The sequence below is a fragment of the Flavobacterium sp. 103 genome (assembly GCF_003096795.1).
Lineage (GTDB): Bacteria > Bacteroidota > Bacteroidia > Flavobacteriales > Flavobacteriaceae > Flavobacterium.
On the sequence record NZ_QENX01000001.1, the window covers coordinates 2,707,948 to 2,725,626 of the forward strand.

Here is a 17,679-nt window from a genome sequence, read left to right on the forward strand (position 1 = left end):
AAATTGATCCACTGGGAATACTGGCCCTTTCAAATGGTGTATATACCTATATATTTTTTATGGGCCTACTATTCGATCAAAGCAAAATCCATTTTTTTCTTTAACGCATCCAATCCGACCATCAAAAATGGCGGTTTTATGATGGAAAGCAAAAAGCAGATTTACAATCTAATTCCAAAAAAATATTATCCTAGAACGGAATTGGTGAAAGCGGGAACTTCTATTGTAGAAATAAATAAAGTATTGGAAAATTCTGGAATTAAATATCCCTTTATTGCCAAACCGGATATCGGTTTGCGAGGTTCCGCCGTAAAAAAAATAGAAACTCCAGATGATTTGAAACAGTATACAGAAAGAGCGAATTTCGACTTTATTGTACAGGATTTGATTCCGTATGAAAATGAAATAGGTGTTTTTTATGTACGCTATCCACACGAAAAGGTTGGCAGAATTACAGGTATAGTTGCTAAGGAATTTTTAATCATTACAGGAAATGGAGTGGCTACTATCGAAGAATTGATAAAAGAAAATCCCCGATATGAATTGCAATTAAAAGTTTTGAAACAGGAGTATGGAAGTAAGTTGCGAGAAGTTTTGCCTGAGGGCGAAAAAATAAATCTTGTGCCTTATGGTAATCATGCGCGTGGTGCCAAATTTATTGATGTAAGTCATTGGTTAACCCCGAAGCTTACCGATACTTTTAACGAAATGTGTGTGCAAATTCCAGGGTTTTATTTTGGAAGATTGGATATAATGTATGGTTCGTTTGAAGATTTGGAAAAAGGGATAAACTTCTCTGTTGTCGAACTGAATGGAGCTGCAAGTGAACCAACTCATATTTACGACCCCAAACACAACTTGTTATTTGCATGGAAAGAACTCGCTCGACACATTACCTATATGTTTGAGATAAGTGTCGCTAATTATCAAAATGGATTTCCTTATTTGGAACACAAAGCAGGTATGAAAGAATACCGTCTGCACCAAAAACAGAATCAGAAAATTATCAATTTCCAGTAAATGAAAGCCTTAAAAAATATAATCGTTGGATTTATCGTGAGCTTTGTGGGTTCACTGCCTTTGGGTTATTTGAATATTATAGGAGTTGAGATTTTGGCAAAACTGGGAATGAATTCTTTGGTTTTTTATTTATTGGGTGTGATTTTTATCGAGGCAGTTGTTATTTATTTCACCGTTATTTTTTCAAACCAATTGGCTGAAAACAAAAAATTGATGAAGAGCATCGATTTTTTTGCTATCTTTTTTCTTTTGATAATTGCTTATGCATTTTATGCCTATTCGAATCAAACGAATCAGGAGCATGACTATTTGAAGGATTATATTCGGTATTCTCCTTTTTTGATTGGATTGGTGTTGTGTGGCTTGAATTTTCTCCAAATACCGTTTTGGATGGCTTGGAATTTGTATCTAATGAATGCCAAATACATAACTTTATCAAAGAAACTTAAATTTCATTATATTTTTGGAACTTTACTTGGGACTTTTTTTGGAATGCTAGCCGTAATCGTTTTATTGAATTCACTTTCCGAAAAAATATTGGATTATTCCAAAATAATTATTCCAATTGTAATTCCTTTGTTTTTTGTGGTTTTGGCCTGTTTTCAGGCGCATAAAGTCTATAAAAAGTATTTAAAAAAAACTATTCGATAGACGGTTGACCCATATCATAAGCCAAAATGAAATAATTATTGTTATTGAATTGAAAATCGCCAATAACTGACCATTTTAGTTTTTCAATATGTGCTTTTTGTGAAGGCAAATTGGTTTTGTTGATGAAAGTTATGCTGATTGGGAATCTTTTCAAAAGATGTACGCGCATAAAATCGAAGAAAGGATTAATCAAGCCTTTTCCTCTGTATTTTTTGTCGATGCAAATAGGTCCGTATTGAAAAGTATTGGTGTCAGTCATCTTAAAATCTTTGAATGAAAGCCCAGGAAGCATAGGAGTCATGTGATTAAAAATAGCCCATTGGCTGAAATAATTCCAGCTCGCCGCAAAAATGTAAGCTATGATTTTTTGGTTGTCTTTGGCAATAAACAATCCTTCTTGACGAATTACTTCCTGTAATTGTTCAACAGAAAAAGGTGTCGTTACAAATCCCGAAGTTTTTTCTTCTTCGGTCATATTGGATACCAAATAAAGATCCTGTAATGCTAATACGCCTTCTATGTCTGTGTTTTTTGCTACTTCAAATTGGATGTTTTCAATCATTTTTTATAAATTCTAGTTGAAATTATTTTCTGCAAAAATAAGTAAAGTTAAACTCATTACTTTATTTTGAGTTTTTGATCATTTGTTTTTTATGCCAATATTGTTCAATAATTAATACGATTGTAATTCCTATGATATAAGTTAGTAGATCAATCCAAGAGAATGAAGTTCCAATGACTGTTCTGGCAGTTTTTGATTTTTCTAAACCTAGTTTTTCGACGATATTCAAAAATTGCAGAAATTCTATTGTGAAAAAGAAACCCAATACAGCTATCGCAGCAGTTAAAACCGGTAATTTGAGGAAGGATTTTAAAAAGCAATAGACTAGAATTACAACCAAAACATCCCCTAGATAAGGCCTGACAAAGCGGTCATTGATATAAAGTGCAATCAATACTTCAATAGAAAATAGTAGAATTGCAAAGCCAAAATAGTTTTTGTTAAATGTTAGCATAATATTGATTTACGAAAATATAAGGCAGTTTGTAATAGTAAGTCTTTTTAAACTAATCTCCAGTTTTTCGGTTCTTGTTTTTATTTGTTGATTAAGATTTTTTGTCTATTTATTACAGGATAAAAATGTATTTTTTAAAATTTAAAATTACAGTTTTTTAACTGTTTTGACTATTTTTGCTTCATGAAGAATATTATTATTACAGGAACCAGTAGGGGAATAGGTTTGGAGTTGGCTTTGCAGTTTGCCAATGCAGGACATCAGGTACTTGCTTTGTCAAGAAAAACTAATCAAGCCTTGCTTTCCCATAAAAATATCACTTGTCTTTCGGTCGATTTGTCTAGCGAAGGAGAATTGCAACAAGTAACTGATTTTCTTTCCTCCACTTGGAATAGAATAGATGCCGTTGTCCATAATGCCGGGAGTTTGTTGCTAAGACCTTTTTCAGAAACGACGCAACATGATTTCGAAAATATATACAAAGTCAATGTTTTTGGCGTAGCCAATTTAACCCGAATCTGTTTGCCATATTTGCAAAGAGGCAGTCATGTGGTAACCATAAGTTCTATGGGAGGTGTACAGGGGAGCTTGAAGTTTGCTGGATTGGCAGCTTACAGTTCCAGTAAAGGAGCTGTAATTACCTTGTCCGAATTATTAGCCGAAGAATATAAAGAACGAGGAATTTCTTTTAATGTTTTGGCTTTGGGTTCTGTTCAAACCGAAATGTTGCAAGAAGCATTTCCAGGCTATCAAGCACCACTTTCGGCTAGTGAAATGGCCAATTATATTTATGATTTTACGCTTACAGGAAATAAATATTTTAACGGTAAAGTATTGCCCGTTTCTTCCACGAATCCTTAAGTACCCACTTTCTTGAGTTTTTTTGTGTTTCATAAAGCATATTATTTTTGATTTTTTTTAATCTAACCAAACCTACCATGATTGTAACTATGCGTGTTTTTAAAATTGTATTATTTTGTTTTTTTGTAGCAACCAACTTAAATGCTCAATCTTATAAAAGTGACTATCAGACTTTTTATAGTTTCGGTTTTCCTGAAAAGTATATTACAAATGAGTATCAATCTTTTTGCATTAAATTGGATTTATCAGCTCAGCCGACTAAAGTTATTATTGATGGCGAAGCAATGCAATCAAGAACAAGATTGGAGTATAATACTTTTTTTCAAGAAGATCAGTTGATCAATGGATTATCCTCACTCATCAATTTGCGTTATGATAAAGATTGTAATAAAATGGACGGCAAATTTATAGCTGACATAAAGATTAAGGATATTACCTATTATGGAGAAATAAAACAAAGCAGTAGTGGAGAAACTCCTTACTATTTTGAAGTTTTTTATGGGTATAATGTAGTTTGCCAACTGAAGAACAGCATGACAAATCAAACTTTTTTGGAGAAAACAATTGTGGTTAAAAATTCACATTCAAAGCCTGGAGCTGATAAAAATACAGATGGTACTCCTAGAATTTATAATTTCAAAACTAAAGCTGAAGTAAAAAGCTATCTAAATAAATACATTGAGGAAAATTTAATTGTGAATGAGTTAATTCATTCAATCCAGAGTACTGTCGCCCCTGCATTATCTTCCTGGTTAGATGTACAGTATTTTCCCAATACCTATTTTTTTTCTAGGATGTCTAAAGAAGATAAACATCCATTTTATAAAAAAATTAATGAAGAGATTGATCTTTTTAAAAATTGGAAGAAAGCTAATTCTGAGATTCAAACCAATTTATTGACATTAGAAGAAAATTCAGAATTTGTTAAAAATCATAATTTGCAGATAAAAGGAGATAATGTTAATGCGTTTGTCGATAGTAAAGCAAAAGAACGTTATAATTATGTTGTTGCAAGTAAAAATTTCTTAGGTAATTTTATTTTAAAGATGGAAGCATATTCGAAAGAATTTGATGTAAATGATAAAAAACAAAAAGAGGCGGTATGGGCTTGTTATATGAATATTGCTTCTAGTTTTTTGTTTTTGAATGATTTTAAAAGTAGTTTGGAGTATGTAGAAAAAGCTAAAGTATTAGATATTAGTAAGTCTAAAGTTAGGGAAATAGAAGAAAAAAATCTTAGTCTTCAAAAAGATTACCTTAATTTTTTTGATGCCGATGGAAATTTGAAAAAGGATTTAAATAATGGGTATTTAAAATATTTTAATATTTAACATTAGAGCAGGTTTAAATTATTTTAAACCTGCTCTAACAATTATTGATCTGTATTCAGTTTAGAAATAATCACTTGTCAAAATCTCATATAATTGCCCGAAACACTTTTAAAATATTTGCCGGAACATGCCGTAAAGCCAGTTTTTGAACTGATTGTTACGCATCAGGTGCATCTCAAAATTGTAAATGAGAGACAAACGCGTCATGGAGATTACCGAAAAGGAATGAATGGGAAACATGAAATTACGGTGAATGCGAGTCTCAATAAATACAAGTTTTTGATTACTCTGATTCATGAAATTTCGCATTTGGTCGCATTTGAAAAATTTGGGAGAAATATTAAGCCTCATGGGCACGAATGGAAACATTGTTTCCAAAGGATGATGGTGCCATTTATTCGACCAGAGATTTTTCCAAATCATTTGTTGCCATTGCTGGCTCGACATTTTAGAAATCCGACCGCAAGCAGTGATACAGATACTACATTGGCATTGGCTTTAAAGCAGTATGATAAACCAAATGATAAAAACTATATCTTTGATATTCCTTACGGTAGCGTTTTTCGAATTTCAAATGGAAAGATCTTCAAGAAAATAGCCATACGAACCAAACGATATGAATGTTTGGAAATAAGTTCCGGACGATTGTATTTATTTAACCCAAATGCCGAGGTAGAGTTGTTGCCTGGTTAAAAAATGATTAGCTATAAAGTAGCGAAGACAAAAAAATAAAATGAACAAAAATTATTACGCAATATTGATGGCAGGTGGAATCGGTTCTCGATTTTGGCCAGTAAGTACGAGAGAATTCCCGAAGCAATTTCATGATATGTTGGGTTCCGGAGAGACCTTAATTCAGAAAACATTTAGTCGATTATCGCAAATTATTCCGAAAGAGAATATTTTGATTCTGACACACGAAAGTTACAATGACTTGATTTTGGAGCAATTGCCAATGGTTAAACAAGAGCAAATTGTTTTGGAACCCGCCATGAGAAATACAGCTCCTTGTATTTTATATGCTTCATTAAAAATTAAAAAGCTGAACCCAAATGCAGTAATGGTTGTTGCACCAAGCGACCACTGGATTGAAGATGAAATGCAGTTTGTGGCTAATTTGCAACGCTCTTTTGATTTGTGCGAAAGAGAAGAGTCCTTGATGACACTAGGAATTTTGCCAACTTCTCCCAACACAGGCTATGGTTATATTGAATTTGACAAATTGGATAGTCGTTCCATAAAAAAAGTAATTCAGTTTAGAGAAAAACCAGATTCCAAAACAGCCAGACGATTCATTCAAAGCAGGAATTATTTGTGGAATGCAGGAATTTTTATCTGGAGCGTACGATCTATTTTAAAAGCTTTTGAAGAATTTCAACCAGAGATGTTTGCTCTTTTTATGGAGGGTTATGATATATACAACACTGAAAATGAAAATGCTTTTATTCAGTCCCATTATCCAAACGCTGAAAACATTTCCATTGATTATGCCATCATGGAAAATGCCCAAAATGTCTATGTTCTACCAGCCACTTTTGATTGGAACGATCTCGGAACTTGGGGCTCATTGCATGAAAAACTACCAAAAGACGATAATAATAATGCGGTGGTAAATGCAATCGTGCTATTGCAGAACGCATCAAATAATATTATTAGAACCGCTATTGGAAAACAAGTGATTGTTGATGGACTTGATGATTATATTATTGTAGACAAAGATTCTGTCTTATTGATTTATCCTAAAAGTAAGGAACAAGAGATAAAAGCAATTGTATCTCAGTTGAAATCCTAATAAATACTTTTTTTTCCATTAAATAAAAAAGTGAATTCTTGAGAATTTTGAGGAGACTCAATTTTCAGAAAGGGATCATTTTTTTTATTTTTTAAAATCCACCAAATCATATGTCTAAAAACGAAAACCAATTTCTCATCTATCTCGCTTTTGCGGCTATCTTTATCATTTGGGGAAGCACTTATTTCTTTATCTTTTTGGGACTTGAAACGATTCCGCCATTTATGTTGATGGGAATGCGATTTGTAATTGCGGGTTTACTTTTGTTGCTTTTGATAAAAGCACAAGGGAATTTAAAGAAACCAAGTAAGGAAGCCATACTCAAAAATTCAATTTACGGAACTCTTTTGCTTGTTGGCGGAACAGGATCTGTGATGTGGGCAGAACAATTTGTTCCTTCAGGAATTGCTTCTATTGTAGTTTGTAGTTTGCCTTTTTGGTTCTTAATTCTGGATTATCCAAAGTGGAAAGAAAACTTTTCAAACATTAGTTCGCTTTTGGGATTGATTATTGGTTTTGCGGGGGTTATAATCCTTTTTGATGTCAATGAATCTGTTTTTTCAGATCATTTTGTTTTAGGTGTAATAGTAATTATTGCCGGAGGAATTTCTTGGGCACTAGGTTCTTTGTTCTCTAGATACTATCCAACAGATTTGCCTACCTTGATGAATGTCGCTTTGCAAATGCTAAGCGCAGGATTGTTTTGTTTCATGCTGTCTTATTTCACGAAAGAGACCGATGGTTTTGTTTTTGGCAATATATCATTAACTTCTTGGTTGAGTTTGGGATATCTTATTGTTTTTGGGATACTGGCTTTTGTTGCTTATTTATGGCTAATAACGAAGCGCTCATTGATACAAGTTGGAACGTATGTTTATGTAAACCCAGTTATAGCAGTTTTTTTAGGTTGGTTGTTTGCCAAAGAAACCATAAGTGCAAAACAAATACTTGCCTTAATTGTGATTCTAATAGGCGTGGTTTTAATCAACTGGGCTGGATATCGAAAGACTTTATTTGAAAAAAGTAAAGTCTAATTTATCCTTTAAGATAAGCTTCTCTTACTTTTTTGAATAATTCGGAAGAATAAACAAATTCAACAATAGCTTCATTCTCCGTAAGGAAAATTTCTTCTTTGGTGCCTTCCCAGGCTTTTATACCATTTTTAGAAATAGAATATTTTCTTCAACTTTAAGATCAAACTGTAAATTAGTATTTAGAATAAATTTAAAAATTAACTTTCTAAAATAACAATTTTTTTCAATACACCTGTGAAATTAACTTTTATTTAACCTGAATAAGCTTTAAAATTTATAGTTTTGAAAGAAATATCTAGTAGAGCTACGTAAAATGTTAATACTATTCTTGTATTTTTTTATTGTAATTTTTAAGGAGTTACAAGATATTTTACAGTAAATGTCAAATTTATGAATACAAAATAACCATAACTATGAAAAAACTATTTTTTTTATTCATTGCAATTACATTAATAATCTCTTGCAACAAAGACGATGACAAACCAACAAACCCAATAGATCAATTGCCACCTGCTACTCAAACGGGAGCAAATACTGCGGGATGTTTGTTAGACGGAAAAGCATTTCTACCCATAGGTAATTCCCCAACAAGACTTGTTTGTCAATACGTTGACGGAATAAATTTCTCCATTGGTATAAATGAGATTAAAAATAATAAAGATCATTCTATATATGTTATAAGTTATAATCAGGCTTTGAATGTTGGAGAAACATACCAACTTAAAGAATATGGAACCAATTCGAAATTTGGTGAATATATAATTTACAATTCTGATTTCAGTGAAAATCATTATAAAACGAGTACAATTGTCAATGGTGAATTAAAAATCACACATCATAATTTTATCAAAGCATATATCTCTGGTACTTTCTGGTTTGATGCTATAAACTCAAAAGGCCAAAAAGTTCAAGTCCGTGAAGGTCGATTTGATATGGAATATTAAAATAATTATAAAAAAGTAAGATTGCCGTAAAGGCAATCTTACAAAAATAAAATTAAACAACATCTCACCTTTATTTAATTTAAAGACAAATTTATGAAAAAAATTCTAGTACTTCTTTTTGCCTTCTTGTTTTCTGTATTTACAAATGCGCAACAAGACATCAATACCACTTTTGCAACACAAATGAATACGGTTTTTGGGTCGTTGGATAAAACCAAAGTACCACACGGTATCCTGCTTGATTATGGTATGGAATTTACCAATGTGCCTGCTTACAACGGTACACTTACGGATAGTACGTACGCAGACAAATCTAGTTTAAAACAAATCTACAATACTTTGCTTTCTAGTAGAGTAAGAGAATTGAGTACCGCATGGATAACCCCTGCAGAATATGACACTAGATGGAATAGTAATAGAACTGCTGGTGTGATTGCTTTAAGTGGTTTGTATTTTAAATATTCACAGTTTGCGAGTAATGCCCTTACTGCCAATAAAATTACATTGTCCAGCAATAAATTTTATGACAAGGTAATCAGCGGAGTGTGGCAAAATCCGTACGAAGAGTTACAGACTTTTGCAATGGCAGCTCCCATAAAACAATATGACGAATTGAGTATGCAGGTTAAAATCCCATCAAATATATTTATTTCTAACTATCAGAACCTTATTGCAAGCATACAAATAGACTTTGATAACGGTCAAGGATATGTAACTGTCCCTTACAATCAAAATATTGCAGTTAGTTATACATCGTATGGTTTGAAAATTTGGAAGTATAAACTCAACCTGACCAATGGTACCTCGTTATACAATCAATCTAGAATGAAGATTGGAAAAAATTCAACTAATGGACAAACAGGATCTCCAGTTCCTCCGCCTTGTCAAACCTGTAGAATCTCTGCAACTGAAAGTCCGGTAAGTATAACAGCTACAATTCCTTATCTAGGCGGATTGGGAACTGTAAAACTTACGATTGATTATGCTGGAGATCCTAATCAGGGACTCAAAAAACCGCTAATAGTAGCCGAAGGATTTGACCTTGGTGTAATTTTAGATCCTGAAAAAAAGAGTGGAAATTTTTCTTATAGTGATTTTAGAAAATTTCTTCAAAGCTCTGGTTCAGAATTAAGAAATCTACTATATGAAGACAATAAGCAATACGACATCATCTATGTAGATTGGGACAATGGAGTAGATTATATGCAACGCAATGCTTATGCACTTGAGGCAGTTATAAATTATGTGAATGCTAGAAAAGTTTTGAGTGGGAGTACTACCAAAAATGTGATTTTGGGACAAAGTATGGGCGGGGTAATTGCGCGTTACGCCCTTGCCGATATGGAGCAAAGGGGTGTGGATCACAAAACTAGCCTGTTTATTTCACATGATGCACCGCAACAAGGAGCAAATATCCCGATTTCTTTTCAGTATATGTTTCGTCATCTTACAAGGCAGTATGTAAAATCTCCTTTATTATTGTATGGAGGAGAAACGTTTTTACCTATGCATACAGATTCCCAACCCGTTTCTTCGTATTTATCTATTCTCGATGCTCCGGCGTCTAAACAATTGATAACAAACTTTGTAAATTCTAGTTACACAATAGACAATTCAGAAAATACTTCTTTCTACAATGAGCTGAAAGGTAAAGGAGTTACTAATAGTGGTGGTTATCCAGTACAATGCAGGAATATAGCTATCAGTAATGGTAGTGAATGCGGTACAACCCAAACTTTTAACCCAGGAGATGATTTGGTCATTTTTCAATTAAATAAAGGATTGTCCTTTTGGGGAGATTTATTAAGTTTGGTTTATAATCCTTTAGGTGGTGCTATAGGAGGCGATTATATAGATAGAGATTTGTATGGTGTAGCGGTTCTAGGAACTTTTCCTGGACATTCAAAATATAATGTTGATTTTCAGGCAAAATCATTATATGACAGTTCAGGCAACCAGATATATAAAGGTCGTGTGTCTTATACCAAGAAAATTCTTTGGGCTCTAAATATCACAATTGACATTACTAATGTAACGAAAAATCAACCATCAGCTACTTTACCTTTTGATACTTATGGAGGAGGTTATTTTGATACAAAAACTCTTGCAGGTACGGTTAATAGCCCAAATCTTGTTATAAAAGATCATTTTGGTTTTATTCCAACAGCAAGTGCCTTAGACATTGGTAAAAGAAACGTTCCTTTACTAGATGTGGATTACAAGAAGTCCTATGTTGGAGCAATACCACTGGTTGCGCCCAAGAATAGCCCGTTTGCCAATTTCACCACAGATTTTGATAAAAACCCAAATGCACACAACAAACAACACATTTCATTTGACCCAAGAAATGGTAAATGGTTAGCTTCAGAACTAAATGCATTAAGCAATCCTATTTTAATTCCAGAAAAAACAGATTGCTCTTATATTTGTTCAGATGTTCAAATCGCTGGAAATGCTCTATTGTGTGGTAGTGGCTCATATTCTGTCCCTCTTGGCGCCACATATAGTTGGAGTATTACAGATGGTGAAAATTTAGTAACGCTGTCAGGAAATGGGACTAATACCGTTACATTAAATCCTTCATCAGCATCAGCAAGTGGCAAAGTTACTTTAAGTGTATATTTAGGTAATGAAATTTGTGGTTATAAAACTTTGACAAAATCAATTATAGTTGGGAAACCAAGTATTGAAATCAAATTAACATCAGATAGTAATTATGCTACTATAGATTTAATTAGTGCCAATAATGTTGATATTACACAACAAGGAATTACATCAACAACTTGGACTAAGATAGCATCGACCAATAGCGGGAATGGAGGAGGAAGTGGTTTTAGTGGTTTTGGGAATGGACCAAATTTTAATTGGACAATAACTTTAGTTATTACTGCTACAAATGCATGTGGTACCACTTCTATAACAAGAGTAGTTACCTGTGCTCCGCCATCTCCTTGTGTTAGTACTTATAATTTGGTTGCAAAATCTTCAAATGGGTATGTTGCAAATAAAATAATTGACCCTTGTGCGGGAACTGCAAGTCTCCAGAAATCAAGTCTCGAAACTACAAATGTTTTTGATAAAGAAATAATTTCGGCAAAATTATACGATATTTATGGAGCAGAAATTAGAAGCTATAAGAAAAATGATTATTTTACAGATGGAATAAAAAATGGTATTTATATTCTAAAAGTCCAAATAAAGGATGTTATGCTTACTAAAAAAATAATTATAAATTAAATCTCATAAATTTATTTAATTAATCGAAATGGTTTTGAGAAAACTCAAAACCATTTTTATTTTATATGTAAAAAGTTAAAAAACTATCCTTTTAAATAGGCTTCTCGAACTTTCTTAAATAATTCGGAAGAATAAACAAATTCAACAATAGCTTCATTCTCGGTAAGGAAAATTTCTTCTTTGGTGCCTTCCCAGGCTTTTACACCATTTTTTAGAAACAAAATATGATCCCCAATTTCCATTACGGAATTCATATCATGAGTGTTTACGACGGTAGTGATATTGTATTCCTCCGTAATTTCTCGGATTAAATTATCTATCAAAATTGCGGTGTTTGGATCTAATCCCGAATTGGGTTCGTCACAAAACAAATATTTAGGATTGTTTACAATAGCACGGGCAATAGCAACCCTTTTTTGCATTCCTCCAGAAATTTCAGAGGGTAATTTTTTGTGAGCGCCTACTAGATTTACTCTTTCTAAAACAAAATCCACACGTTTTTGGATTTTGGCATTGCTGTCTTTGGTAAACATTTTTAAAGGAAAACCCACGTTTTCCGAAACGGTCATACTGTCAAAAAGAGCACTCCCTTGAAAAAGCATACCAATTTCGGTGCGAATTTCTCTTTTTTCATCGGCACTTAATTCAGAGTAAATGCGACCATCAAAAGAAATTGTTCCTACTTCTGGCGTGTGAATTCCTAATAATGATTTTAATAATACAGTTTTTCCAGATCCACTTTGTCCGATAATCAAATTGGTTTTTCCTGCTTCAAAAACACAAGAAACTCCTTTAAGAATTTTGACACCGCCAAATGATTTTTCTATGTTTTTTATTTCTATCATTTTGTTAAGAGTAATTGGGTAATAATATAATTTAGCAAGATGATGGTAACTGAAGTCCATACAAAAGATACAGTACTGGCTTTACCAACTTCAAGTGCTCCACCTTTCATGTAAAAGCCATGAAAAGAAGGAATAGTGGCTAGTAGCATACCAAAAATAAAAGTTTTGGTAAAAGCATATGCAATGTGGAAAGGGATAAAATCTCTTTGAATACCTTCGATAAAGTCAATACTAGCTCCAAAACCACCATAAACAGTTGCAATATATCCACCTGCAATACCTAAAAACATTCCAATACCTATTAGAAAAGGATATAAAAGTAAAGCTATAATTTTTGGGAAAACCAAATAATTAAGAGAGTTTACGCCCATTACTTCTAACGCATCGATTTGTTCGGTAACGCGCATAGATCCTATACTGGATGTTATAAAAGAGCCCATTTTTCCTGCCATAATGATAGACATGAAAGTTGGTGCAAATTCTAAAATTACCGACTGACGTGTGGCATATCCAATAAGATATTTTGGAATAAAAGAATTAGTTAGATTCAAAGCCGTTTGCATAGAAACAACTCCGCCGACGAAGAAAGAAATGAAAGCAACAATTCCCAACGAATCAATAATTAAATCATCGACTTCTTTGAAAATTAAACCTTTCATAACAGACCATTTTGTTGGTTTGTTGAAGATTTCTTTCCACATTAAAAAATATTTCCCGATTTGGGATAAATAGCGAATGAGCATCATAATTATATAGAATATAGGCTAAATTACAAACTTGTTGTGAGTTATAAGTTATGCGTTATGGGTTTTTCCTTAGAAAAGTTTTTGTTTCATTTTTTGTAAACGATAATTTCGAATGAAACGGGCTTGTTCTTTGGTTACCAATAAAGGAGTTTTGGCCTTTTTGGCTTTCCAAAAACCTTGGATGTAATCCAAGAAAAGCAATGGTTTCTTTTTCATCATGGCTAATTTCACCGATGCGATTGCTGTAATCCAGAAACCATATCCAAGAGTGTAAAAAGCCTCACCTTGTTTGTAACGTGATGTTTTGTTATAATTAGCACCTGTTGGTTTGAGGTGTTTTACATGTAAACTCGAATCTGTGACTACTTTCCAGTTGTAGTATTTACAAAGTAATTCGTCAACTGTATCCCAGCCCATAGCAGGTTTTAAGCCTCCAATTTGTTGGAAAGTTTCTTTTCGATAGGCTTTTAATGCGCCTCGAATATGATCTTTATCGGTAAGGTTTTCTAAAACCCAGTCGCCATTTTTTTCGATATAACAAAATCCGCCTGCCATTCCGATTGTTGAGTCGGATTGAAAATGTTTAATTACGGTTTCGAAATAATTGGAAGGAAAAATTAAATCGGCGTCAATTTTTACGATTAAATCGTAATCTTCGTCCAAAGTTTCAAATCCTTTCTGAAAAGCTTGAATCACCTTGCTTCCAGGTAAATGTATCGCTTCGGAAGTTTTGTTTACCAGAGTAATAAACGGATTGTCTTTGGCGAAAGCCAAAACAATTTCGGCAGTTTTATCGGTCGAATTATCATTGACAACCACTACTTTTTTTGGTAAAACAGTTTGCGAAATCAAGGATTGCAAGGTCAAAGCGATAAAAGCCTCTTCGTTGTAGGTCGGAATTACGATGTAATATTTCATTTGTTTTGTTCAAAGCTTTGTCAAAGTTTAAAACTTTGACAAAGCTGTTTATTTTGCTTTTTCAGCGTAAACAATATAATATCTTGGAGTGAAAAATCGCAATAATGGGCGAAATCCAATTTTCTTAACAGGATGTGTAAATTTTTCTCTGTCAATGATTTTCCAGCCTGTTTTTTCTAATAACCAGTCCAATTGCCAATCTTCAAATTCGTGGTAATGTCTGTCCCACATATCCGTTTTACTGCGGTAAGCAGAAGAAAACCAAAGACGCAATGGAATTGATATTAATAATTTATCCGATTTGATTTCGGTTAAAATAGTATAGGGATTGAGTAAATGTTCGAAAATTTCAAAAGCGGTTACTACATCTTTTTTGTCTTCCGAAAAAACACTTTGGTTAATGTCCAAATCTTCGCCAGTAGTGTTTTTTACTGAGTAACCTTCAGCTTTCATGATTTTAGAAAAGGGGTTGTCGACACCCAAGTCCAATATGGTTTGAGAAGTGGATACGTGTTTTTTTAAAAATTCTAAAGTATGTTTGAATCTTTTATTGGGAAACGTTTTTTCGTACATGTTTTTAATTTTTAACTATCGCTTTTGCTTTAGAGTTTGCAAATATAAAGATTCTGTTTCTTATACGGTTTGTAATTTAAGATTTGTCCAAGATTATCGATTGATTTTTGAGATGTATTGTGTGTTTTCAATCTTGTTTTCAAAAAGAAAAGCCCACTGCACTAAAAAAAGTGAGTGAGCCTTAAAATAAATAAGCGTACAGCTTAGTTTAATATCGATAAACAAATGCATTGATGTTCATTCCTGCTCCCACAGAAGCAAAAATGAGTACATCTCCTTTGTGGATTTCTTGGTCCTCGATTTGTCCTCTAATCAAAAGGTCAAAAAGGGTAGGCACGGTTGCAACACTGCTGTTTCCAAGTTCGTGTATGCTCATTGGCATAACGTCTTTTGGGGGAGTTTGCCCGTATAATTTGTAAAAACGATGAATGATGGCTTCATCCATTTTTTCGTTGGCTTGGTGAATGAGGATTTTTTTAACATCATTAATCCCCAGGCCACTTTGATCCAAACAGCTTTTCATGGCTGCAGGAACCTGGCTTAAAGCAAATTCATAAATTTTACGACCGTACATTTTGATGTACTTAGTGTCGGGATCTAAATCTGGGTTGTATGATTTTCCGAAATAAAGAAAGTTGGCTTCTTCTGCTGCATACGTAGCGCTTTCGTAAGATAACATTCCAGTTTCGTCATCTGAGGCTTCTATGACAGAAGCTCCGGCTCCATCAGAGTAGATCATGGAATCTCTGTCGTGGGCATCTACTACTCGGGACAATGTTTCGCCACCTATGACAAGGCACTTTTTTGCCATACCCGATTTTATGAATGCATTGGCTTGCAATACGCCTTCAATCCAGCCTGGGCATCCAAAAAGGATATCGTAAGCAACGCATTTTGGATTCTTTATTTGTAATTGATGTTTTACTCTTGTGGCCAAACTTGGGATAATATCCGATTGGGTTGTACCGTATTTTACATCTCCAAAATTGTGTGCAAAAATGATATAGTCCAAGGTTTCTGGATCTATTCCTGCGTTCTCTATCGCTTTTTGGGAGGCGAAAAACGCTAAGTCTGAGGCAGTGTATTTATCCTCGGCATATCTTCTTTTTTCGATACCCGTAATACCTTTGAATTTGTTAATTACGACTTCGTTTGGATAAGCAAAAGGTGAACCATCTTCATTTAAAAACACATGTTCACTAAAATCGGTGTTGCTAATCTTTTTCTCAGGAATATAGCTTCCTATACCAGTTATTTTTATTTTCATTGTGATATTTTCCAGAATAAATTTTGGCTAAATTAATTATAATAAATGTATAAAGGGCAAATTATTTACTATGCATGCATATAATTGCAGAATATTAAATATATGGCAAAATTATTGAATATATTTTATTGAAAATTATTAAATGATGCATTTTATTCTTGGAATCACTATAAATAACAAAGCGGGTATTTTTTGTTAAAAAATTTATTCTTTGTTTTAAAAGGATAAATGTCATTTGATTTTAAATAAAAAGTTTTAACGGTAAAAGGATGATTTTGTCTAGAAATAGAAAGGCTTTTGGTATATATTTCATGAAAATTAAATACGTTGAATAAACCGTTGAGAGCGACATCCTATCTCGTTTTTTCTACGAGGTGTATATAGTAGATAGCAGTAGGAATGCTGATGAAAAATGGAAAACATCTGCTCCTAGATTTTTATTCAGAATTCTAATAAATGAAAACCCTTTCAATTTCTTGCTGAAAGGGGTAGCTTATTCTTTTAAATTTAAATCTAATGAAAATTATTTTATTGTCGTTATTACTATAACACCACTAGATCCTTGAGATCCATAATAAGAAGCTTCAGCGCCTTTTAAAACCCTTATTGATTTTACATTATTAGGAATAAGATAATCGATATTTGATACTATCATCCCGTCAACAACAAATAATGGCTCAGAAGCATAATTTATTGAACTAACTCCCTGAATGGTTATTTTGTGATCTCTTGAAACGGTCACTCCTGCTACTTTGCCTCTTATCATGTCGTAGATAGTATTGTAATTACTCTTGTCACTTTGGGTACTTTTACCTTGAGATTTGGCAACATATTTGTCTTCTGATTTTGAATATGCAATTGAGACATCATTCCCTTTTTCTGTTTTTTTTGATTGATCGGCTTCTAAAAACACAAAACTCATCTTGTTTTCATTATTATATTTAGAAGATAATAATCCGTATTCATGAGAGTAAACATTAATTGTGCCCACCTTTGCAGGAATTGAAACTTCAAAATCTCCATTCTTATCTGTTGTTACTTTGGAGTATATGGAATCTAGATATATTTTAGCTTTTGCAACAGGTTTATTGTTAAAATCCACGACCTTCCCAGTTAGTCTATTTTGACCGTATCCAAAAAACACAAATGATAAACAAATAGTAAGTAATATTTTTGAAATTTTCATAATGAGATTATTTAATTAGGGATTAGGGAGTTAAGTTATTTAATTTTTTTGAATAATCATTAATGTATTAAAAGTTTATCAATTTCCACTAGTGTGGAGTTACTTCGTCTATTCGCTGTTACTATGGTTCTCCTCCTTGGGGATGACATTTTTTTGAAAAATATTTTATGAAAAGCAGAATAGGTTTCCTAGCCCTGATGGAAGCGGCATCTCCCGATTTAGAAAAACAAGGCTTTTTTGCCGTAGTTTTTGTTAATC

At 33.1% G+C, this 17,679-nt stretch carries 17 protein-coding genes and 1 pseudogene; 9 read left to right on the plus strand and 9 right to left on the minus strand.

Annotated features, from left to right (window positions below):
• Window positions 1-138: 138 nt before the first annotated feature.
• Together C8C85_RS11075 and C8C85_RS11080 are read left to right on the plus strand one after the other, a co-directional pair.
• Window positions 139-1,020 (plus strand): D-alanine--D-alanine ligase, encoded by an 882-nt coding sequence (locus C8C85_RS11075; RefSeq protein ID WP_317046338.1) that lies wholly within the window; start codon window positions 139-141, stop codon window positions 1,018-1,020.
• The gene (locus tag C8C85_RS11080) at window positions 1,021-1,671 is read left to right on the plus strand and encodes a hypothetical protein (protein WP_116797134.1); all 651 of its coding nucleotides are present in this window, start codon (window positions 1,021-1,023) and stop codon (window positions 1,669-1,671) included.
• On the opposite strand, the gene C8C85_RS11085 is transcribed toward C8C85_RS11080, so the two are convergent.
• Window positions 1,661-2,233, minus strand: coding sequence for a GNAT family acetyltransferase (locus tag C8C85_RS11085; protein WP_116797135.1), 573 nt, complete (start codon window positions 2,231-2,233; stop codon window positions 1,661-1,663). The genes C8C85_RS11080 and C8C85_RS11085 overlap by 11 nt on opposite strands.
• 61 nt (window positions 2,234-2,294) lie before the next feature.
• Complete coding sequence (locus C8C85_RS11090; protein ID WP_116797136.1) at window positions 2,295-2,687, minus strand: DUF2809 domain-containing protein; 393 nt, start codon at window positions 2,685-2,687, stop codon at window positions 2,295-2,297.
• A gap of 183 nt (window positions 2,688-2,870) precedes the next feature.
• On the opposite strand from C8C85_RS11090, the gene C8C85_RS11095 reads away from it, so the two are divergent.
• The 5 genes from C8C85_RS11095 (at window position 2,871) to C8C85_RS11115 (ending at window position 7,705) form a co-directional block, all read left to right on the plus strand.
• On the plus strand, window positions 2,871-3,548 hold the full coding sequence (locus C8C85_RS11095) for an SDR family NAD(P)-dependent oxidoreductase (protein ID WP_116797137.1): 678 nt from the start codon (window positions 2,871-2,873) through the stop codon (window positions 3,546-3,548).
• 77 nt (window positions 3,549-3,625) lie between these two features.
• A complete protein-coding gene (locus C8C85_RS11100; RefSeq protein ID WP_077370924.1) occupies window positions 3,626-4,879 on the plus strand; it encodes a hypothetical protein in 1,254 nt (417 codons plus the stop codon).
• A gap of 93 nt (window positions 4,880-4,972) precedes the next feature.
• Window positions 4,973-5,572: a SprT-like domain-containing protein gene (locus tag C8C85_RS11105; protein ID WP_116797138.1), complete on the plus strand. Its 600-nt coding sequence runs from the start codon at window positions 4,973-4,975 to the stop codon at window positions 5,570-5,572.
• 40 nt (window positions 5,573-5,612) lie between these two features.
• Window positions 5,613-6,671, plus strand: coding sequence for a mannose-1-phosphate guanylyltransferase (locus C8C85_RS11110; protein ID WP_116797139.1), 1,059 nt, complete (start codon window positions 5,613-5,615; stop codon window positions 6,669-6,671).
• A 110-nt stretch (window positions 6,672-6,781) separates the two neighbouring features.
• Complete coding sequence (locus C8C85_RS11115; RefSeq protein WP_116797140.1) at window positions 6,782-7,705, plus strand: EamA family transporter; 924 nt, start codon at window positions 6,782-6,784, stop codon at window positions 7,703-7,705.
• Window position 7,706: 1 nt separating this feature from the next.
• Here the strand turns inward: C8C85_RS11115 and C8C85_RS18560 are convergent.
• Window positions 7,707-7,855: pseudogene (locus C8C85_RS18560) on the minus strand (ABC transporter ATP-binding protein); the annotation flags it as partial.
• A 263-nt stretch (window positions 7,856-8,118) separates the two neighbouring features.
• On the opposite strand from C8C85_RS18560, the gene C8C85_RS11125 reads away from it, so the two are divergent.
• Both C8C85_RS11125 and C8C85_RS11130 read left to right on the plus strand, forming a co-directional pair.
• On the plus strand, window positions 8,119-8,649 hold the full coding sequence (locus C8C85_RS11125; RefSeq protein WP_116797141.1) for a DUF6252 family protein: 531 nt from the start codon (window positions 8,119-8,121) through the stop codon (window positions 8,647-8,649).
• 93 nt (window positions 8,650-8,742) lie between these two features.
• A complete protein-coding gene (locus tag C8C85_RS11130; protein ID WP_116797142.1) occupies window positions 8,743-11,886 on the plus strand; it encodes a T9SS type A sorting domain-containing protein in 3,144 nt (1,047 codons plus the stop codon).
• A gap of 83 nt (window positions 11,887-11,969) precedes the next feature.
• Here C8C85_RS11130 and C8C85_RS11135 read toward each other — a convergent pair whose 3' ends face one another.
• From C8C85_RS11135 to C8C85_RS11160, 6 genes are all read right to left on the minus strand, one after another.
• Window positions 11,970-12,731: an ABC transporter ATP-binding protein gene (locus C8C85_RS11135; protein WP_116797143.1), complete on the minus strand. Its 762-nt coding sequence runs from the start codon at window positions 12,729-12,731 to the stop codon at window positions 11,970-11,972.
• Window positions 12,728-13,477 (minus strand): MlaE family ABC transporter permease, encoded by a 750-nt coding sequence (locus C8C85_RS11140; RefSeq protein ID WP_116797144.1) that lies wholly within the window; start codon window positions 13,475-13,477, stop codon window positions 12,728-12,730. Before C8C85_RS11140 ends, C8C85_RS11135 begins: the two co-directional genes overlap by 4 nt.
• Window positions 13,478-13,546: 69 nt before the next feature.
• Window positions 13,547-14,395 (minus strand): glycosyltransferase family 2 protein, encoded by an 849-nt coding sequence (locus C8C85_RS11145; RefSeq protein WP_116797145.1) that lies wholly within the window; start codon window positions 14,393-14,395, stop codon window positions 13,547-13,549.
• 48 nt (window positions 14,396-14,443) lie between these two features.
• On the minus strand, window positions 14,444-14,968 hold the full coding sequence (locus C8C85_RS11150; protein WP_116797146.1) for a methyltransferase: 525 nt from the start codon (window positions 14,966-14,968) through the stop codon (window positions 14,444-14,446).
• A 208-nt stretch (window positions 14,969-15,176) separates the two neighbouring features.
• The gene (locus C8C85_RS11155) at window positions 15,177-16,235 is read right to left on the minus strand and encodes a 3-oxoacyl-ACP synthase III family protein (RefSeq protein WP_116797147.1); all 1,059 of its coding nucleotides are present in this window, start codon (window positions 16,233-16,235) and stop codon (window positions 15,177-15,179) included.
• Between the two features lie 523 nt (window positions 16,236-16,758).
• Window positions 16,759-17,421: a TonB-dependent receptor plug domain-containing protein gene (locus tag C8C85_RS11160; protein WP_116797148.1), complete on the minus strand. Its 663-nt coding sequence runs from the start codon at window positions 17,419-17,421 to the stop codon at window positions 16,759-16,761.
• Window positions 17,422-17,679 lie beyond the last annotated feature (258 nt).